This window comes from Streptomyces sp. ERV7, assembly GCF_001653515.1.
Taxonomy (GTDB): domain Bacteria; phylum Actinomycetota; class Actinomycetes; order Streptomycetales; family Streptomycetaceae; genus Streptomyces.
Genome location: NZ_LYOY01000040.1, coordinates 1,159,027 through 1,175,929 on the forward strand (window position 1 = coordinate 1,159,027; position 16,903 = coordinate 1,175,929).

The window sequence follows — 16,903 nt, forward strand, 5'->3', positions numbered from 1 at the left end:
CACCTGGGGGAGGACGCTAAACCTGGGTGACACGGGGGAGTGACGCAAAGCAGTGAAGTGTTCTGTTCCGGCGGTCCTGTGACCGGATGCGACCGGTCCGTCGTCGAGTGGGCCCGCTTCCCGATGCCGCTGTGACCGAGGAGCCGGACGGGACCCACCTGCCCGCCGGGCCGTGATACACGGTGGCTAGGCTCGCGAACCATGGACGTACTCATCAATGTCTTCGTCGCCCTGCACATCATCGGCATCGCCTCCCTGCTGGGAGGATTCCTGACCCAGATGAAGGCGATGGGTGCCGGGACCGCCCGCTTCGTGCCCGCGATGCTGCACGGCGCGCTGACCATGCTGGTCACCGGCGTGGCCCTGGTCGGCCTCAACCAGGCCGACGACAACTCCGTCAACACGGCCAAGATCGGTCTGAAGCTGGCGGTCCTGGTGGTCATCCTCGGTCTCGTCTATGTGAAGCGGGACGACGAGAAGGTGGAGAAGGCGCTGTTCGGCGCGGTGGGCGGCCTGACCGTGGCGAACATCTTCATCGCGACGCTCTGGACGTGAGCGCGGGTGGGGGTGCGGGAGTGAGCGCGGGCGCGCACCGCGCCGGTCACTACGCGGGGCGCACGCTCCCGTAGATCGGCATGTAGTAGATCGACTCCTCGCGGACGTACGCACCCGGCTTCGGCGCGTGGATCATCATCCCGTTGCCGATGTACATGCCGACATGGCTGATGTCGTCATAGAAGAAGACCAGGTCACCGGGGCGCAGATCGTCCGTGGCCACCCGGGTGCCGGTCTCGACCTGGTCCCAGGTGGTGCGCGGCAGATCGACCCCGGCGGCCTTCCACGCGGCCTGGGTGAGCCCGGAGCAGTCGTACGAGGACGGCCCGGTCGCGCCCCACACATACGGCTTGCCGATCTGGGCGCGGGCGAACGCGAGGGCCTTGGCGGCCTTGGTGGAGGAGGACGGGGCGCCGGTGCCGGTCCCCGTACCCGAGCCGGTGCCCGGATCCGGCGCGGGCTTCTTCGCGGCTTCCGCCGCCTTGGCCGCCTCGGCGGCCTTGCGGGCCGCGGCCTGCCGCGCGGCCAGCTCCGCCGCCTTCTTCCGGGCCTCTTCCTCCTTCTTCTCCTCCAGCGCCGCCAGCCGCGCCTTCTCGCGCGCGGTCAGCGTGCCCAGCAGCGTGCGCGCGGCGGCCAGCTTGGACTGCACGTCCTTCTTGCCGGCCCGCAGCGCCTCCTGCGAGGCGGTCAGCTTCTCCAGGCCCCGGGCCGCTTCCGCGCGCTTCTTCGCGATGCCCGCGCGCTGGGTCTCGAAGTCCCGCAGCGCCTGCTCCTCGCGGCCGGTGAGCTGTTTCATCAGGTGGTTGCGGTCGAAGAAGGCCTGCGGGTCGTCCGCCAGCATCAGGGTGACGGTCGAGGCCATGCCGCCGGTGCGGTACTGCTCGGCGGCGTAGCTGCCGAGGACCCGGCGGGTGTCGTTCAGCCGGGCGGTGCCCCGGGCGACCTCGTCGAGCAGACCCTCGGCCTTCTCGCGCTGGTCGTCGGTGGCCTCCTTGGCCCGGTTGTACGTCTCGGTGGCCGTGCCCGCCTGCCGGTACAGGTCGTCGACCTTGCGCTGGACCTCCTCGACCGTCGGCTCCGGCTTGCCGGGCGCCGCGCCCGCGCTCTGGGCCAGCAGGCTCACCGAGGCGAGCGCGGCCGTGGTGATGCCGACGGCGGGAGCGGCCGAACGAATACGGGTGCGCGGCTTGCGATGGGAGGGCAAGGCCGACACCTCCTTCCGGATCGTTCCGGACGGGGGCGGTCCCCGGACGGGTGCGTTCCCCGGTTGAGGCGGCACGCTAGCCAACTCGCGAGGCCGCTGGGAAGGTTGATGTCCGACAGGCCCGATACATTCCCGTGACCTTCACGCTCCGTAGCCGTTGGTTCGTCTCTGCGAAGGCGGCAGCGGGCTGTCAGAGCGGGGTCCTAGACTCGGGAGACGATGAGCAGCCTCTTTGACGACAGCTTCCTGGCGGACCTCCAGCCCTCCGAGGAGGAGCACCCGCCGCCGCCCGAGGACGGCCCGGTCCGGGAGGAGGTGCCGGACGACCTGTTCCAGGGCCGTTTCGACGCACTCCCGAGCCGCGACGCGTACTACCGGGACGGCGCCCCGCGCCCGGTGGTCGACCCGGCGACCCTCCTGGAGGGGCTGAACGAGAACCAGCGCGCGGCCGTGGTCCACGCGGGCTCCCCGCTGCTCATCGTGGCCGGCGCGGGCTCCGGCAAGACCCGGGTGCTCACCCACCGCATCGCCCATCTGCTGGCGACCCGCGGCGTCCACCCCGGCCAGATCCTCGCGATCACCTTCACCAACAAGGCCGCGGGCGAGATGAAGGAGCGCGTCGAGCAGCTGGTCGGCCCGCGCGCGCACGCGATGTGGGTGATGACCTTCCACAGCGCCTGTGTGCGGATCCTGCGCCGCGAGTCCAAGAAGCTCGGCTTCACCTCGTCGTTCTCGATCTACGACGCGGCCGACTCCAAGCGTCTGATGGCGCTGGTCTGCCGCGACCTCGACCTCGATCCCAAGAAGTTCCCGCCGAAGTCCTTCAGCGCCAAGATCTCGAACCTGAAGAACGAGCTGATCGACGAGGAGACCTTCGCGGGTCAGGCCGTCGACGGCTTCGAGAAGACCCTGGCGCAGGCGTACGCGATGTACCAGGCGCGGCTGCGCGAGGCCAACGCGCTGGACTTCGACGACATCATCATGACGACGGTCCACCTGCTCCAGGCGTTCCCGGACGTCGCCGAGCACTACCGCCGCCGCTTCCGCCATGTGATGGTCGACGAGTACCAGGACACCAACCACGCCCAGTACACGCTGGTACGGGAGCTCGTCGGCCCGGCCGGGCAGGACGAGGCACCGGGCGAGCTGTGCGTGGTCGGTGACGCCGACCAGTCGATCTACGCCTTCCGGGGCGCCACGATCCGCAACATCCTCCAGTTCGAGGAGGACTACCCGGATGCGAAGACGATCATGCTGGAGCAGAACTACCGCTCCACGCAGACGATCCTCTCCGCCGCCAACGCCGTCATCGAGCGCAACGAGAGCCGCCGCCCCAAGAACCTGTGGACGGACGCGGGCGCGGGCGCGGGGATCACCGGCTATGTGGCCGACACCGAGCACGACGAGGCGCAGTTCGTCGCCGACGAGATCGACCGGCTCACCGACGCGGGCGACGCCAAGGCGGGCGACGTGGCGATCTTCTACCGGACCAACGCCCAGTCCCGTGTCTTCGAAGAGATCTTCATCCGCGTCGGCCTGCCGTACAAGGTCGTCGGCGGCGTGCGCTTCTACGAGCGCAAGGAGGTCCGCGACGTCCTCGCCTATCTGCGCGTCCTCGCGAATCCGGAGGACGTGGTCCCGCTGCGCCGGATCCTCAACGTGCCCAAGCGCGGCATCGGCGACCGCGCCGAGGCGATGATCGACGCGCTCTCGCTGCGGGAGAAGACCACCTTCCCGCAGGCGCTGCGCCGCGTCGACGAGGCGTACGGAATGGCCGCCCGCTCGGCCAACGCCGTCAAGCGCTTCAACCAGCTCATGGACGACCTGCGCACCATCGTCGACTCGGGCGCGGGCCCCGCCGTCGTCCTTGAGGCGGTCCTGGAGCAGACCGGCTATCTGGCCGAGCTGCAGGCCTCCACCGACCCGCAGGACGAGACCCGGATCGAGAACCTCCAGGAACTCGCCGCCGTGGCCCTGGAGTTCGAGCAGGCGCGCGGCGAGGCTGAGGGGGCCGACGGCGCCGAGGTCGCGGGCACCCCCACCCTCGCGGAGTTCCTGGAGCAGGTGGCGCTGGTCGCCGACTCCGACCAGATCCCGGACGAGGACGAGGAGGGCTCCGGCGTCATCACCCTGATGACCCTGCACACCGCCAAGGGCCTGGAGTTCCCGGTGGTGTTCCTGACCGGCATGGAGGACGGCGTCTTCCCGCACATGCGCGCGCTCGGCCAGGTCAAGGAGCTGGAGGAGGAGCGCCGGCTGGCGTACGTGGGCATCACGCGCGCCCGCGAGCGGCTGTATCTGACGCGCTCCTCGATGCGCAGCGCCTGGGGCCAGCCCTCGTACAACCCGCCCTCCCGGTTCCTGGAGGAGATCCCGGCCCAGCACCTGGACTGGAAGCGCACCGGCCCGATGGCCGCCCCGGCCGGTCCGGTCTCGGGCAAGGGCCTGGGCGCGGGACTGTCCTCCTCGCGGTCGCGCTCGGGCCCTTCGGGCTTCGCGACGCGGCGCACCAGCGACAAGCCGGTGATCGCGCTGACCGTCGGCGACCGCGTCACCCACGACCAGTTCGGTCTGGGCACGGTGGTGTCGGTGACAGGTTCGGGTTCGGACGCCCAGGCCACGATCGACTTCGGCGACCCGCGCCCCAAGAAGCTTCTCCTCCGGTACGCGCCGGTGGAAAAGCTCTGAGCGTCGCGCTTTCGGCTGCGGGCCGATGCGGGCCGGTCGCACAGCTCCCCGCGTCCCTCCGAGGGGCGCGGGGAGCCGGGAAGCCGCAAATCGTTTCTGTGCCTAGGTCGGGTCGAGCCCGTGGCCGCGCAGCCACGGCAGCGGGTCTATCGGCGAGCCGCCGCCGGGGCGCACCTCGAAGTGCAGATGCGGACCGGTGGAGTTGCCGGAGTTGCCCGAGTACGCGATGACGTCACCGGCCTTGACCGGGCCGGACCGCAGCTTGGTGCTGGAGAGGTGGCAGTACCAGGTCTCGGTGCCGTCGGCGGCCGTCACTATGGCCATGTTGCCGTAGGCGCTGTTCCACTGCGTACGGATGGTGCCGTCGATCGCGGACATCACCGGGGTGCCGTACGAGACCGGGAAGTCGATGCCGGTGTGCACCGACATCCAGTTGACGCCGGCCTGGCCGTAGTACGCGCTCAGGCCCCGCTGCTTGACCGGCAGCAGGAACTTGGGGCGCGCGGCCTCCTTGCGCGCGGCCGCCTCGACCTTGCGCTGCTTCTCCGCCGCCTGGCGGGCCTTGAGGTCGAGACGTTCCTGCGTCCGGCTGGCGCGGTCGGCGAAGTCGCCCGCCTCCGCGCTGAGGTTGGCGAGCTGGGTGTCCAGCTTGCTGTTGGCGGCGACCGGCTTGACCGAGGACGGGTCGGAGGCGGTGACCGCCGTGCCGCTGTCCTTGCCCTCGCCGCCGAGCCCGCTCACCGACGCGGCCGCGACCCCGGCGACGCCCATCACACACACGGACGGCACCGCGACGGTGAGCAGCGCGGACCGCTTGGCCGGGCTGCGCCGACGGCTGCGGTTTCCTGCGGGGCGGCGGGGGGAGACGGGGGCCGGGCGCCCGGCCCGCCGCGCCGAAGTCGAGCAGCATCGCCGAGCGGCCCGACTCCCTGCCGTGCAGCCAGATCCGGCGCGTGGTCAGCTTGGTGTCGGCCGTGTCGTACTGCGCCAGGACCTGCCATATGTCCCGCACCGACGGCCCCTGCGGCGGCGCGGGCACACCGACCCGCGCCCGGACCGTGGCGGCCAGCGGCTCCGGCAGCCCCTCGCGGCCCAGCCAGGCCCGGTCGAGCAGATGCAGCAGCGCGCACTCTTCCAGGAGCCGCACCGGCCAGCCCGGCCCGGAACCCGGTATCGCCCCCAACTCCCTTACTCTGCCCGCCAGTCCCGGCGCCTGGGCATCGACCATGCGGGCGGCCGTCTCCTCCCACAGCCCGTACCCCGGCCGCTCGGCCGCCGCCAGGCCGCCGCGCAGCAGGTCCTCCAGGCGCTGCTCCAGCTCGCCCGCCCCGGCCGTGACCCGCTCGGCGCGCTTCTGCGCGCGGCGGCGGGCCGCCTCCGGATCGGCGGTCCTCGCCTCGGCGGGGTCCGCCGCCTCGCTCCCCTTCTTCTCCGCCCGCTCCCGCCGGCCGCGCAGCCACTCCTCGGCCCAGCCGGGCGCCTCCCCGTCCGCGACGGCCGGCACCGCGCGCTCGTCCGCCGCCCAGAGCAGCAGCAGCCCCAGCGCGTGCTTGCACGGGAACTTGCGGCTCGGGCAACTGCACTTGTATCCGAGCCCGCCCGTGTCGACCACCGTCTGGTACGGCTTGCTGCCGCTGCCCTTGCACAGGCCCCACACGCTTGAGTTGTCGCAGCCGCTCTCCGACCACGGCCCGGCCGCGCCGAGCTTGCTTCCCGCCTTGCGTGACGAGTCGTCAGGAGCCAGGGCCAGCACCTGTTCCGCCGTCCAGCGCACCCCCTGCTGATTCATGGCTCCGACGGTAGATGCCCCCACTGACAATCGCTGTGACCAGCGCGTTCGCCCTCGCCGAGGTCGATTGTCAGTGGCGTGGTGCACGGTGGAGTCACATCGGGTCGACTGATCTGGAGGGGGATCCAATGACCGTGTCCGCAACCCATTCCGCAGGTGCCGCGAGCGGTGTCGAGGCGGCCGCCGCCGAGGCCCTGCGCCCGCACGCCGAGCACGCGTTCGCGCACGAACTCAAGGCGCTGGCCGCCGCCGACGACCGGCCCAGGCCCGCCCGCTGGCAGCTCTCGCCGTGGGCCGTGGCCACCTATCTGCTCGGCGGCACCCTGCCCGGCGGCACGGTGATCACGCCGAAGTACGTGGGCCCCCGCCGCATCGTCGAGGTCGCCGTCACCACCCTCGCCACCGACCGGGCGCTGCTGCTGCTCGGCGTCCCCGGCACCGCCAAGACCTGGGTGTCCGAGCACCTCGCCGCCGCCGTCAGCGGTGACTCCACCCTGCTGGTGCAGGGCACGGCCGGCACCCCGGAGGAGGCGATCCGGTACGGGTGGAACTACGCGCAACTGCTCGCGCACGGCCCCAGCCGGGACGCCCTGGTGCCCAGCCCGATCATGCGGGCCATGGCCGAGGGGATGACGGCCCGGGTCGAGGAGCTCACCCGTATCCCGGCCGACGTGCAGGACACGCTGATCACGATCCTGTCGGAGAAGACGCTGCCCATCCCCGAGTTGGGCCAGGAGACCCAGGCCGTGCGGGGCTTCAACCTCATCGCCACGGCCAACGACCGCGACCGGGGGGTCAACGAGCTGTCGAGCGCGCTGCGCCGCCGCTTCAACACGGTGGTGCTGCCGCTTCCGGCGACCGCCGAGGAGGAGGTCGACATCGTCTCGCGCCGGGTCGACCAGCTCGGGCGCTCGCTCGACCTGCCCGCCGCGCCCGAGGGCATGGACGAGATCCGCCGGGTCGTCACCGTCTTCCGCGAGCTGCGGGACGGAGTGACGGGCGACGGCCGCACCAAGCTCAAGTCCCCCTCGGGGACGCTCTCCACGGCCGAGGCGATCTCGGTGGTGACCGGCGGCCTGGCGCTCGCCGCACACTTCGGCGACGGCGTGCTCCGCTCCGGCGACGTGGCGGCGGGCATCCTCGGCGCGGTCGTCCGCGACCCGGCGGCGGACCGCGTCATCTGGCAGGAGTACCTGGAAACGGTGGTGCGCGAGCGCGACGGCTGGAAGGACTTCTACCGCGCCTGCCGAGAGGTGTCGGCATGACCACGCTGACCCCGGCCGCGCCGGACGCGGCACCCGACGCGCCCCCGGGCCCCTGGCTGCTCGGGGTGCGGCACCACGGGCCCGGGTCGGCGCGGGCCGTGCGGGCGGTCCTGGAGGCGGCGCGGCCCCGGGCCGTGCTGATCGAGGGCCCGCCCGAGGCCGACGGGCTGCTGGCGCTCGCCGCCGACCCGGACATGCGGCCGCCGGTCGCGCTGCTCGCCCATGTGGTGGACGACCCGCGCCGGGCCGCGTTCTGGCCGATGGCCGAGTTCTCGCCGGAGTGGGTGGCCCTGCGCTGGGCCCTGGACGTGGGCGCCGAGGTGCGCTTCATCGACCTCCCGGCGGCCCACTCCCTGGCGGCGGGGGAGGAGCGGCCGGAGACCGAACCACTGAGCGGGACGGACAACGGGCCCGATGGCGATGAGCGCCAGGACTGCGGGCGCGAGGGCAACGAGCCCCAGGGCGAAGGGGGTTCGGAAGGCGGCCCCGATCAGGCAGGGCTGCGGATCGACCCGATCGGTGTGCTCGCCGAGACCGCCGGATACGACGACCCGGAAGCCTGGTGGGAGGACGTCGTGGAGCACCGCGACGGCACACCGGGAGCCGATCCGTACGGTCCGTTCGTGGTCCTGGGCGAGGCCATGACGGCGCTGCGCGAGGAGTACGGGGACGGCGGCCACGCGCGCGACCTGGTCCGCGAGGCGTATATGCGTCAGCAACTGCGCACCGCCCGGCGGGAGTTCGGGGACGAGGTCGCCGTGGTGTGCGGAGCCTGGCACGTGCCCGCGCTCGCCGCCAGGACCACCGTCGCCGCCGACCGCGCGCTGCTCAAGGGCCTGCCCAAGGTGAAGGCCGAGCTGACCTGGGTGCCCTGGACCCACCGCCGCCTCGCCCGGCACAGCGGCTACGGAGCGGGCATCGACTCGCCCGGCTGGTACGGGCACTTGTTCGGCGCCCCTGACCGCCCCGTCGAGCGCTGGATGACCAAGGTCGCCGGGCTGCTGCGCGAGGAGGACCGGCTGGTCTCGTCCGCGCACGTCATCGAGGCGGTACGGCTCGCCGGAACCCTCGCCGCGATGCGCGGCCGCCCGCTGCCGGGCCTGACCGAGACGACCGACGCGGTGCGGGCGGTGATGTGCGAGGGCTCCGACGTGCCGCTCGCCCTCGTCCAGGACCGCCTGGTCGTCGGCGATGTGCTCGGCGAGGTGCCGGACGCCGCCCCGGCCGTCCCGCTCCAGCGCGACCTCACCCGCGCCCAGCGCTCCCTGCGGCTCAAGCCGGAGGCGCTGGAGCGGGAGCTGGAACTCGATCTGCGCAAGGACACCGACGCCGCGCGCAGCCGGCTGCTGCACCGGCTGAGCCTGCTCGGCATCGGCTGGGGCGAGCAGTCGGCATCCCGGGGCAGCACCGGCACCTTCCGGGAGAGCTGGCGGCTGCGCTGGGAGCCCGAGCTGTCGGTGCGGGTGGCCGAGGCCGGGGTGTGGGGCACGACGGTCCTGGCCGCCGCCACCGCGCGCGCCGCGTCGGAGGCCGCCGGGGCGACGGTCCTGGGCGAGATCACCGCGCTCGCCGAGCGGTGTCTGCTCGCCGAGCTCTCCGACGCGCTCCCGGTGGTGATGCGCGCGCTCGCCGACCGGGCCGCGCTCGACACCGATGTCGCCCACCTCGCCCAGGCGCTGCCCGCCCTGGCCCGCACCCTGCGCTACGGAGACGTACGGGGCACGGAGACGGCCGCCATCGGGGAGGTCGCGACCGGGCTCGCCGAGCGGATCTGCGTCGGCCTCCCGGCAGCTTGCACGGGCCTGGACGCGGACGGCGCCACCGAGATGCGCCGCCGTGTCGACGACGTCCACACCGCCATGGCCCTGCTCCCGGGCGCGCCCGGGGGCCCGACGGCCCTGCGGGACCGCTGGGCGTCGGTCCTGTCCAGGCTGGCCGGGCGCGACTCGGTGCCGGGCGAGATCCGGGGCCGCGCCGTCCGGCTGCTCCTGGACGACGGACGGCTGGAGGACACCGAGGCGGAGCGCCACATGGGCCTGGCGCTCTCGGTGGGGACACCGCCGGGGGAGGCGGCCGCCTGGATCGAGGGGTTCGTCGGGGGAGCGTCGGGCGGCGGAATGCTCCTCGTGCACGACGAGCGGCTGCTCGCCCTGGTCGACATCTGGCTGACCGGCGTCCCGGCCGACGCCTTCACGGACGTACTGCCGCTGCTGCGCCGCACTTTCTCGGCGTACGAACCGGGTGTGCGCCGCACCCTCGGGGAGCTCGTCCGGCGCGGCCCCGGCGTCACCGGTCCGGCCGCGGCCGACGCCGGAGCCCCCGGCTTCGGAGCCGGGCTCGACCACGCGCGCGCCGACGCCGTGGAGCCATTGCTGCGGCTGCTGCTGGGCGCGAGCACCCACGGCCCCGGTACCCCGCCGCAGCCGTCCGATCACCCGGCATCCGACCACCTGGCAGGAGTGGGGAAGTGAGCACAGAACAACTCGATGCGGCCGCCGACGAGCGGCTGCGCCGCTGGCGGATGGTGCTCGGCGGGGAGCAGGGCGCCGACGGGACGGGCCGCGCGCTCGCCGGGCGCGACGCCGCGATGGACGGCGCCCTGTCCGCGCTCTACGGCGGCGGCCCCGGCGGACGGGGGACGCCCAAGGAGCGCAGCGCCGGGCTGGGCGCCTCCGCCCCGAGCGTCGCCCGCTGGCTGGGCGACATCCGTACGTACTTCCCCAGCTCGGTCGTCCAGGTCATGCAGCGCGACGCCATCGACCGGCTCGGGCTCTCCGCGCTGCTCCTGGAGCCGGAGATGCTGGAGGCCGTCGAGGCGGACGTGCACCTGGTGGGCACGCTGCTCTCGCTCAACAAGGCGATGCCGGAGACCACCAAGGAGACGGCCCGCGCGGTCGTCCGCAAGGTCGTCGAGGACCTGGAGAAGCGGCTGGCGACCCGGACGAGGGCGACGCTGACGGGCGCCCTGGACCGTTCGGCCCGGATCAGCCGCCCCCGCCACCGGGACATCGACTGGGACCGCACCATCCGGGCGAACCTGAAGAACTACCTGCCCGAGTACGACACGGTCGTCCCCGACCGGCTGATCGGCTACGGACGGGCCGCCCAGTCGGTCAAGAAGGAGGTGATCCTCTGCATCGACCAGTCCGGCTCGATGGCCGCCTCGGTCGTCTACGCCTCGGTGTTCGGCGCCGTCCTCGCCTCCATGCGCTCGATCGCCACCCGGCTCGTGGTGTTCGACACGGCGGTCGTCGACCTCACCGACCAGCTCGACGACCCGGTGGACGTGCTGTTCGGCACCCAGCTGGGCGGCGGCACCGACATCAACCGCGCCCTCGCCTACTGCCAGTCGCAGATCACCCGTCCTGCCGACACCGTCGTCGTGCTCATCAGTGACCTCTACGAGGGAGGGATCCGCGACGAGATGCTGAAGCGGGTGGCGGCGATGAAGGCCTCCGGGGTGCAGTTCGTGGCCCTGCTCGCCCTCTCCGACGAGGGCGCCCCGGCGTACGACCACGAGCACGCGGCGGCCCTGGCGGCCCTCGGCGCGCCCGCCTTCGCCTGCACCCCCGACCTCTTCCCGGAGATCATGGCGGCGGCGGTCGAGAAGCGGGCTCTGCCGATACCTGACACGCTGTGAGCAGGTGATCTGTGACAGGTATCACCGCTCCGGTGTGATCTGCGATTTAGGGAGCTCGCTCTGGCGGGGATAACCTGCGAGACGGACATGCCGCGTACCCGGACACCGTGTGCGCCTCCCTCAGTGACAGCGCCGTCACGTTGCCCTTCGCGGCACGCCCACGCAGAAAACGAACCGCGAGACCACTGAAAAGGGACGGACGCGCGTGGACCTGTTCGAGTACCAGGCGAGGGACCTCTTCGCCAAGCACGGTGTACCGGTGCTGGCCGGTGAAGTGATCGACACGCCTGAGGCAGCCCGCGAGGCGACCGAGCGGCTGGGCGGCAAGTCCGTCGTCAAGGCGCAGGTGAAGGTAGGCGGCCGAGGCAAGGCCGGCGGCGTGAAGCTGGCGGCGAACCCGGACGAGGCCGTCGCCCGCGCGACGGACATCCTCGGCATGGACATCAAGGGCCACACGGTCCACAAGGTGATGATCGCCGAGCTGTCCCCGGAGATCGAGGCGGAGTACTACGTCTCGTACCTCCTCGACCGCACCAACCGCACCTTCCTCGCCATGGCGTCGGTGCAGGGCGGCATGGACATCGAGGAGGTCGCGGAGAAGACCCCCGAGGCCCTCGCGAAGGTCCCGGTCAACGCCGTCGACGGCGTGAACATCGAGAAGGCCCGCGAGATCGTGGCCCTGGCGAAGTTCCCGGCCGAGGTGGCCGAGGGCGTCGCCGAGGCGATGGTGACCCTGTGGGACACCTTCGTCGCCGAGGACGCGCTCCTCGTCGAGGTCAACCCGCTGGTGAAGACCAAGGACGGCCGCATCCTCGCGCTGGACGGCAAGGTCTCCCTCGACGAGAACGCCGAGTTCCGCCAGCCGGAGCACGAGGCGCTCGAGGACAAGGACGCGGCTGACCCGCTCGAGGCCGCCGCCAAGGCCAAGGGCCTCAACTACGTCAAGCTCGACGGCGAGGTCGGCATCATCGGCAACGGCGCGGGTCTCGTCATGAGCACCCTGGACGTCGTCGCGTACGCCGGTGAGAACCACGGCGGCGTGAAGCCGGCCAACTTCCTCGACATCGGTGGCGGCGCGTCCGCCCAGGTGATGGCGAACGGCCTGGAGATCATCCTCGGCGACGCGGACGTCAAGTCCGTGTTCGTCAACGTCTTCGGTGGCATCACCGCCTGTGACGAGGTCGCCAACGGCATCGTCCAGGCGCTGCAGCTCCTCGCCGACAAGGGCGAAGAGGTCACCAAGCCGCTGGTCGTGCGTCTCGACGGCAACAACGCGGAGCTGGGTCGCAAGATCCTGTCGGACGCGAACCACCCGCTCGTGCAGCGCGTGGACACCATGGACGGCGCGGCCGACAAGGCCGCCGAGCTCGCGGCTGCGAAGTAAGGGACGAGGTCAGACACCACCATGGCTATCTTCCTCAACAAGGACAGCAAGGTCATCGTCCAGGGCATGACCGGCGCCACGGGCATGAAGCACACCAAGCTCATGCTCGCTGACGGCTCCAACATCGTCGGCGGTGTGAACCCGCGCAAGGCCGGCACGTCCGTCGACATCGACGGCACCGAGATCCCGGTCTTCGGCACGGTCGCCGAGGCGATGGAGAAGACCGGCGCGAACGTGTCCGTCCTCTTCGTGCCGCCGGCGTTCGCCAAGGCCGCCGTGGTCGAGGCGATCGACGCCGAGATCCCGCTCGCCGTCGTCATCACCGAGGGCATCGCGGTCCACGACTCCGCCGCCTTCTGGGCGTACGCGAAGGCCAAGGGCAACAAGACCCGCATCATCGGCCCGAACTGCCCCGGTCTGATCACGCCGGGCCAGTCCAACGCCGGCATCATCCCGGGCGACATCACCAAGCCGGGCCGTATCGGCTTGGTCTCGAAGTCCGGCACGCTGACGTACCAGATGATGTACGAGCTCCGTGACATCGGCTTCTCGTCCGCCGTCGGCATCGGTGGCGACCCGGTCATCGGCACCACGCACATCGACGCGCTCGCCGCGTTCGAGGCCGACCCCGACACCGACCTGATCGTCATGATCGGTGAGATCGGCGGCGACGCCGAGGAGCGCGCGGCCGACTTCATCAAGGCCAACGTGACCAAGCCGGTCGTCGGCTACGTCGCGGGCTTCACCGCGCCCGAGGGCAAGACCATGGGCCACGCCGGCGCCATCGTCTCCGGCTCCTCCGGCACGGCGCAGGCCAAGAAGGAGGCCCTGGAGGCCGCGGGCGTCAAGGTCGGCAAGACGCCGACCGAGACGGCCAAGCTGGCGCGCGAGATCCTCGCCGGCTGACCTTCCGCCTGACCCTCGGGTCACCCGTACGGCTGGTCCGTACGTCTGTACGCGCGTGGGCCCGCACCCCTGGACAAGGGGTGCGGGCCCACGCGCGTTCGCTGGGTACGGCAGGCCTCAGCGGAACTCGGGGACCAGCCGCTCCGGCCCGTGCGCGGGCTCGTTGAGCAGTTTGCGGTGGAGCTCCACGTCCTCCTCGCTCTGCCGCTGCGGGCCGCTGTTGAGCGGGACGCCGCCGATGCGCTGCCCCGGGGAGACCGGTGGGATGTAGCGGGTGGGCGCGGTCGAGAGGGTGAAGGCGGTCGCGCCGACGATGACGGCGGTCAGGGTGACGGCGGCGCGCGTCCAGACCCGGTTGCGGCGCTCGCCCCCGGTGCGTACGCGCCGGGGGCCCGGCAGCCGGGTCACGGTCCGGGGATCGACGAGGGCGAGTTCGCCGATGCGCCGACGCAGCAGCGCGGAGAGCGCCTCGGGGCCGGTGACTGCGGCGAGTTCCGGCACCCGGAAGGCGACGGCCTCGCGGGCGTGCAGCAGCCGGTTCGCGGCGGCCGGGGTGCTGGCCTCGGTCTCGGCGGCGGTCTCGGGCAGGTCGAGGCCGAGGCCGTCGTAGAGCAGAAGAGTGCGGCGGTACGCGGGCGGCAGGTCGAGCAGGGCGCGCAGCAGCGTACGGAGTCCGGGGTCGGCCGGGGGGGCCCGCCCCGTCCGGTGTCCGCCCCGTCCTCCCGCGACGGTGTCCGGTTCGTCGGGTTCATCTGGCCCGTCGACTCCGTCGAATCCGTCGAATCCGTCGTCGCGGGGGACTGGCGTTCTGCGAACGGCTGGTCGCGTCGGTCCGGCATCTGGTGAACGTCTTCCCCTCGGACCCCTGGCCATGGGGGTCGCATTCGTCGAGCATTCAGATCGAGTGTCGAGCGGACCGCCCGCGCGGGCGGTCCGAACCAGACGCTCGGCGTGCTCATATCCGTGCTCATGTCGTCGTCGCGGCGCCGTCCGCGGACCGCGCCTCCCCAGACGCTACCTGCCGGGCCTGCCCCCGTCCCGTGGGGGCGGTTCGGTGTGCCGGTATCGTTGCTGACGGTCGGCGCATTCGTAGGGTTCCCCGTATCGAGGGGGACGACTCGTTCGTACGACCATACAAAGGTGCGTCGCGGGCGGTGTCCGCCCAGGCGCCAGGCCCCGCACGGCGGGGCGCACCGCACGCACCGGCACAGACCCACCACGCCTCACCCCGTACGCGAGAAAGGGCCCAGCCGTGGCCTCCCCGCCCCCCTCCGCCGCTCCGGCGCGCCTCGTCGTGCTGGTCTCCGGATCCGGTACGAACCTCCAAGCGCTGCTCGACGCCATCGCCGCCGACCCGGACGGGTACGGGGCGCGGATCGTGGCCGTCGGGGCCGACCGGGACGGCATCGTCGGCCTGGAGCGGGCCGAAAAGGCCGGTCTGCCCACCTTTGTCTGCCGGGTGAAGGATCACCCCACCCGGGACGCCTGGGACCTGGCGCTCGCCGAGGCCACCGCGGCGTACGCGCCGGACCTCGTCGTGTCCGCGGGGTTCATGAAGATCGTGGGGAAGCGGTTCCTCGCCCGGTTCGGCGGGAAGGTCGTCAACACGCACCCCGCCCTGCTGCCCAGCTTTCCCGGCGCCCACGGCGTCCGTGACGCCCTCGCGTACGGCGCCAAGGTCACCGGATGCACCGTCCACCTCGTCGACGACGGCGTCGACACCGGCCCGATCATCGCCCAGGGCGTGGTCGAGGTCCGGGCGGACGACACGGAGGACGCGCTCCACGAGCGCATCAAGGAAGTCGAGCGAAGGCTGCTCGTCGACGTCGTGGGGCGGCTGGCCCGCGACGGATATCGCATTGAGGGACGAAAGGTTCTGTTGCCGTGAGTAGCAAGCGGGAGATCCGTCGCGCGCTGGTCAGCGTCTATGACAAGAGTGGTCTTGAGGAGCTGGCGCGTGGGCTGCACGCGGCCGGCGTCGAGCTCGTCTCGACCGGGTCGACGGCCGGGCGCATCGCGGCCGCCGGGGTGCCCGTCACCAAGGTCGAGGAGCTGACCGGCTTCCCCGAGTGCCTGGACGGCCGGGTCAAGACGCTGCACCCGCGCGTGCACGCCGGGATCCTCGCCGACCTCCGCCTGGACTCGCACCGCGAGCAGCTGGCGGAGCTCGGCGTCGAGCCGTTCCAGCTCGTCGTGGTCAACCTGTACCCGTTCAAGGAGACCGTCGCCTCGGGCGCCTCCGCCGACGAGTGCGTCGAGCAGATCGACATCGGCGGGCCCTCGATGGTCCGGGCCGCCGCCAAGAACCACCCGTCGGTGGCGGTCGTCACCAGCCCCGAGCGGTACGCGGACGTGCTCGCGGCCGTCGGGAACGGCGGATTCGACCTCGACGCCCGCAAGTACCTGGCCGCCGAAGCGTTTCAGCACACCGCCGCGTACGACGTGGCGGTCGCCTCCTGGATGACCAACGTGTACGCGCCGGAGGACGGCGCCGCACTGCCCGGCTTCCTCGGCGGGACCTGGGAGCGCAAGTCCACCCTGCGTTACGGCGAGAACCCGCACCAGGCCGCCGCGCTCTACACGGACGGACAGCCGGGCGGCATCGCCAACGCCGAGCAGCTGCACGGCAAGGAGATGTCCTTCAACAACTACGTGGACACCGAGGCCGCCCGGCGCGCGGCCTACGACCACGACGAGCCCTGCGTCGCGATCATCAAGCACGCCAACCCGTGCGGCATCGCCGTCGACGCCGACCTCGCCGCCGCCCACCGCAAGGCCCACGAGTGCGACCCGCTGTCCGCCTTCGGCGGTGTCATCGCGGTCAACCGCCCGGTGACGGTGGCCATGGCCGAGCAGGTCGCGGAGATCTTCACCGAGGTCATCGCGGCCCCGGCGTACGAGGACGGCGCGGTCGAGGTCCTGGCCCGCAAGAAGAACATCCGCGTCCTGCGGGTCGACGGCACCCCGCACCAGCCCGGCGACCTCAAGCCGGTCTCGGGCGGCGCCGTGCTCCAGCAGACCGATGTGTTCCAGGCCGAGGGCGACGACCCGGCGAACTGGACGCTGGCCACCGGCGAGGCGCTCTCCAAGGACGAGCTCAAGGAGCTGGAGTTCGCCTGGAAGGCGTGCCGGGCCGTCAAGTCCAACGCCATCCTGCTCGCCAAGGACGGCGCCTCGGTCGGCGTCGGCATGGGCCAGGTCAACCGGGTCGACTCGGCGAAGCTCGCGGTGGAGCGCGCGGGCGAGGAGCGCGCGCGGGGCTCGTACGCCGCCTCCGACGCCTTCTTCCCGTTCCCCGACGGTCTGGAGATCCTGACCGCCGCGGGTGTGAAGGCGGTCGTGCAGCCGGGCGGTTCGGTCCGTGACGAGCTGGTGATCGAGGCCGCGAAGAAGGCGGGCGTGACGATGTACTTCACCGGCACACGCCACTTCTTCCACTGATCGCATACGCGAAAGGGCCGCACCCCCGGTG

Annotated in this window: 11 protein-coding genes and 2 pseudogenes; 9 read left to right on the top strand and 4 right to left on the bottom strand. The window is 72.1% G+C overall.

The window, feature by feature from the left end:
- Positions 1–201: 201 nt before the first annotated feature.
- Positions 202–555, top strand: a complete 354-nt coding sequence (locus A8W25_RS19850; protein ID WP_067163281.1) for a hypothetical protein — start codon at positions 202–204, stop codon at positions 553–555.
- 49 nt (positions 556–604) lie between these two features.
- Here A8W25_RS19850 and A8W25_RS19855 read toward each other — a convergent pair whose 3' ends face one another.
- Complete coding sequence (locus A8W25_RS19855) at positions 605–1,759, bottom strand: C40 family peptidase (protein WP_067163283.1); 1,155 nt, start codon at positions 1,757–1,759, stop codon at positions 605–607.
- Between the two features lie 219 nt (positions 1,760–1,978).
- Between A8W25_RS19855 and pcrA the strand changes: the two genes are divergently transcribed.
- Positions 1,979–4,447, top strand: a complete 2,469-nt coding sequence (pcrA, locus tag A8W25_RS19860) for a DNA helicase PcrA (RefSeq protein WP_067163284.1) — start codon at positions 1,979–1,981, stop codon at positions 4,445–4,447.
- A gap of 102 nt (positions 4,448–4,549) precedes the next feature.
- Here pcrA and A8W25_RS34450 read toward each other — a convergent pair.
- Positions 4,550–5,320: pseudogene (locus A8W25_RS34450) on the bottom strand (M23 family metallopeptidase); the annotation flags it as partial.
- Positions 5,265–6,236: pseudogene (locus A8W25_RS34455) on the bottom strand (SWIM zinc finger family protein); the annotation flags it as partial. The pseudogenes A8W25_RS34455 and A8W25_RS34450, both read right to left, overlap by 56 nt.
- Positions 6,237–6,364: 128 nt before the next feature.
- Here A8W25_RS34455 and A8W25_RS19875 point away from each other — a divergent pair.
- From A8W25_RS19875 to sucD, 5 genes are all read left to right on the top strand, one after another.
- Positions 6,365–7,501, top strand: coding sequence for an ATP-binding protein (locus tag A8W25_RS19875; RefSeq protein WP_067163288.1), 1,137 nt, complete (start codon positions 6,365–6,367; stop codon positions 7,499–7,501).
- Positions 7,498–9,972, top strand: a complete 2,475-nt coding sequence (locus tag A8W25_RS19880; RefSeq protein WP_067163289.1) for a DUF5682 family protein — start codon at positions 7,498–7,500, stop codon at positions 9,970–9,972. Before A8W25_RS19875 ends, A8W25_RS19880 begins: the two co-directional genes overlap by 4 nt.
- 50 nt (positions 9,973–10,022) lie before the next feature.
- Positions 10,023–11,141 (top strand): VWA domain-containing protein, encoded by a 1,119-nt coding sequence (locus A8W25_RS19885; protein ID WP_067164250.1) that lies wholly within the window; start codon positions 10,023–10,025, stop codon positions 11,139–11,141.
- Positions 11,142–11,346: 205 nt separating this feature from the next.
- Complete coding sequence (sucC, locus tag A8W25_RS19890; protein ID WP_067163291.1) at positions 11,347–12,525, top strand: ADP-forming succinate--CoA ligase subunit beta; 1,179 nt, start codon at positions 11,347–11,349, stop codon at positions 12,523–12,525.
- A gap of 21 nt (positions 12,526–12,546) precedes the next feature.
- A complete protein-coding gene (sucD, locus tag A8W25_RS19895; RefSeq protein ID WP_067163293.1) occupies positions 12,547–13,431 on the top strand; it encodes a succinate--CoA ligase subunit alpha in 885 nt (294 codons plus the stop codon).
- Between the two features lie 117 nt (positions 13,432–13,548).
- Here the strand turns inward: sucD and A8W25_RS19900 are convergent, their stop codons facing one another.
- Positions 13,549–14,304 carry a sigma factor-like helix-turn-helix DNA-binding protein gene (locus tag A8W25_RS19900; protein ID WP_067163295.1) on the bottom strand — a complete coding sequence of 252 codons (756 nt, stop codon included), beginning with the start codon at positions 14,302–14,304 and terminating at the stop codon, positions 13,549–13,551.
- 379 nt (positions 14,305–14,683) lie between these two features.
- Here A8W25_RS19900 and purN point away from each other — a divergent pair, with 379 nt between their 5' ends.
- On the top strand, positions 14,684–15,319 hold the full coding sequence (purN, locus tag A8W25_RS19905) for a phosphoribosylglycinamide formyltransferase (RefSeq protein WP_067163296.1): 636 nt from the start codon (positions 14,684–14,686) through the stop codon (positions 15,317–15,319).
- A complete protein-coding gene (purH, locus tag A8W25_RS19910) occupies positions 15,316–16,872 on the top strand; it encodes a bifunctional phosphoribosylaminoimidazolecarboxamide formyltransferase/IMP cyclohydrolase (RefSeq protein WP_067163298.1) in 1,557 nt (518 codons plus the stop codon). The genes purN and purH overlap by 4 nt, the downstream gene beginning before the upstream one ends.
- The last annotated feature ends 31 nt before the right edge of the window (positions 16,873–16,903 follow it).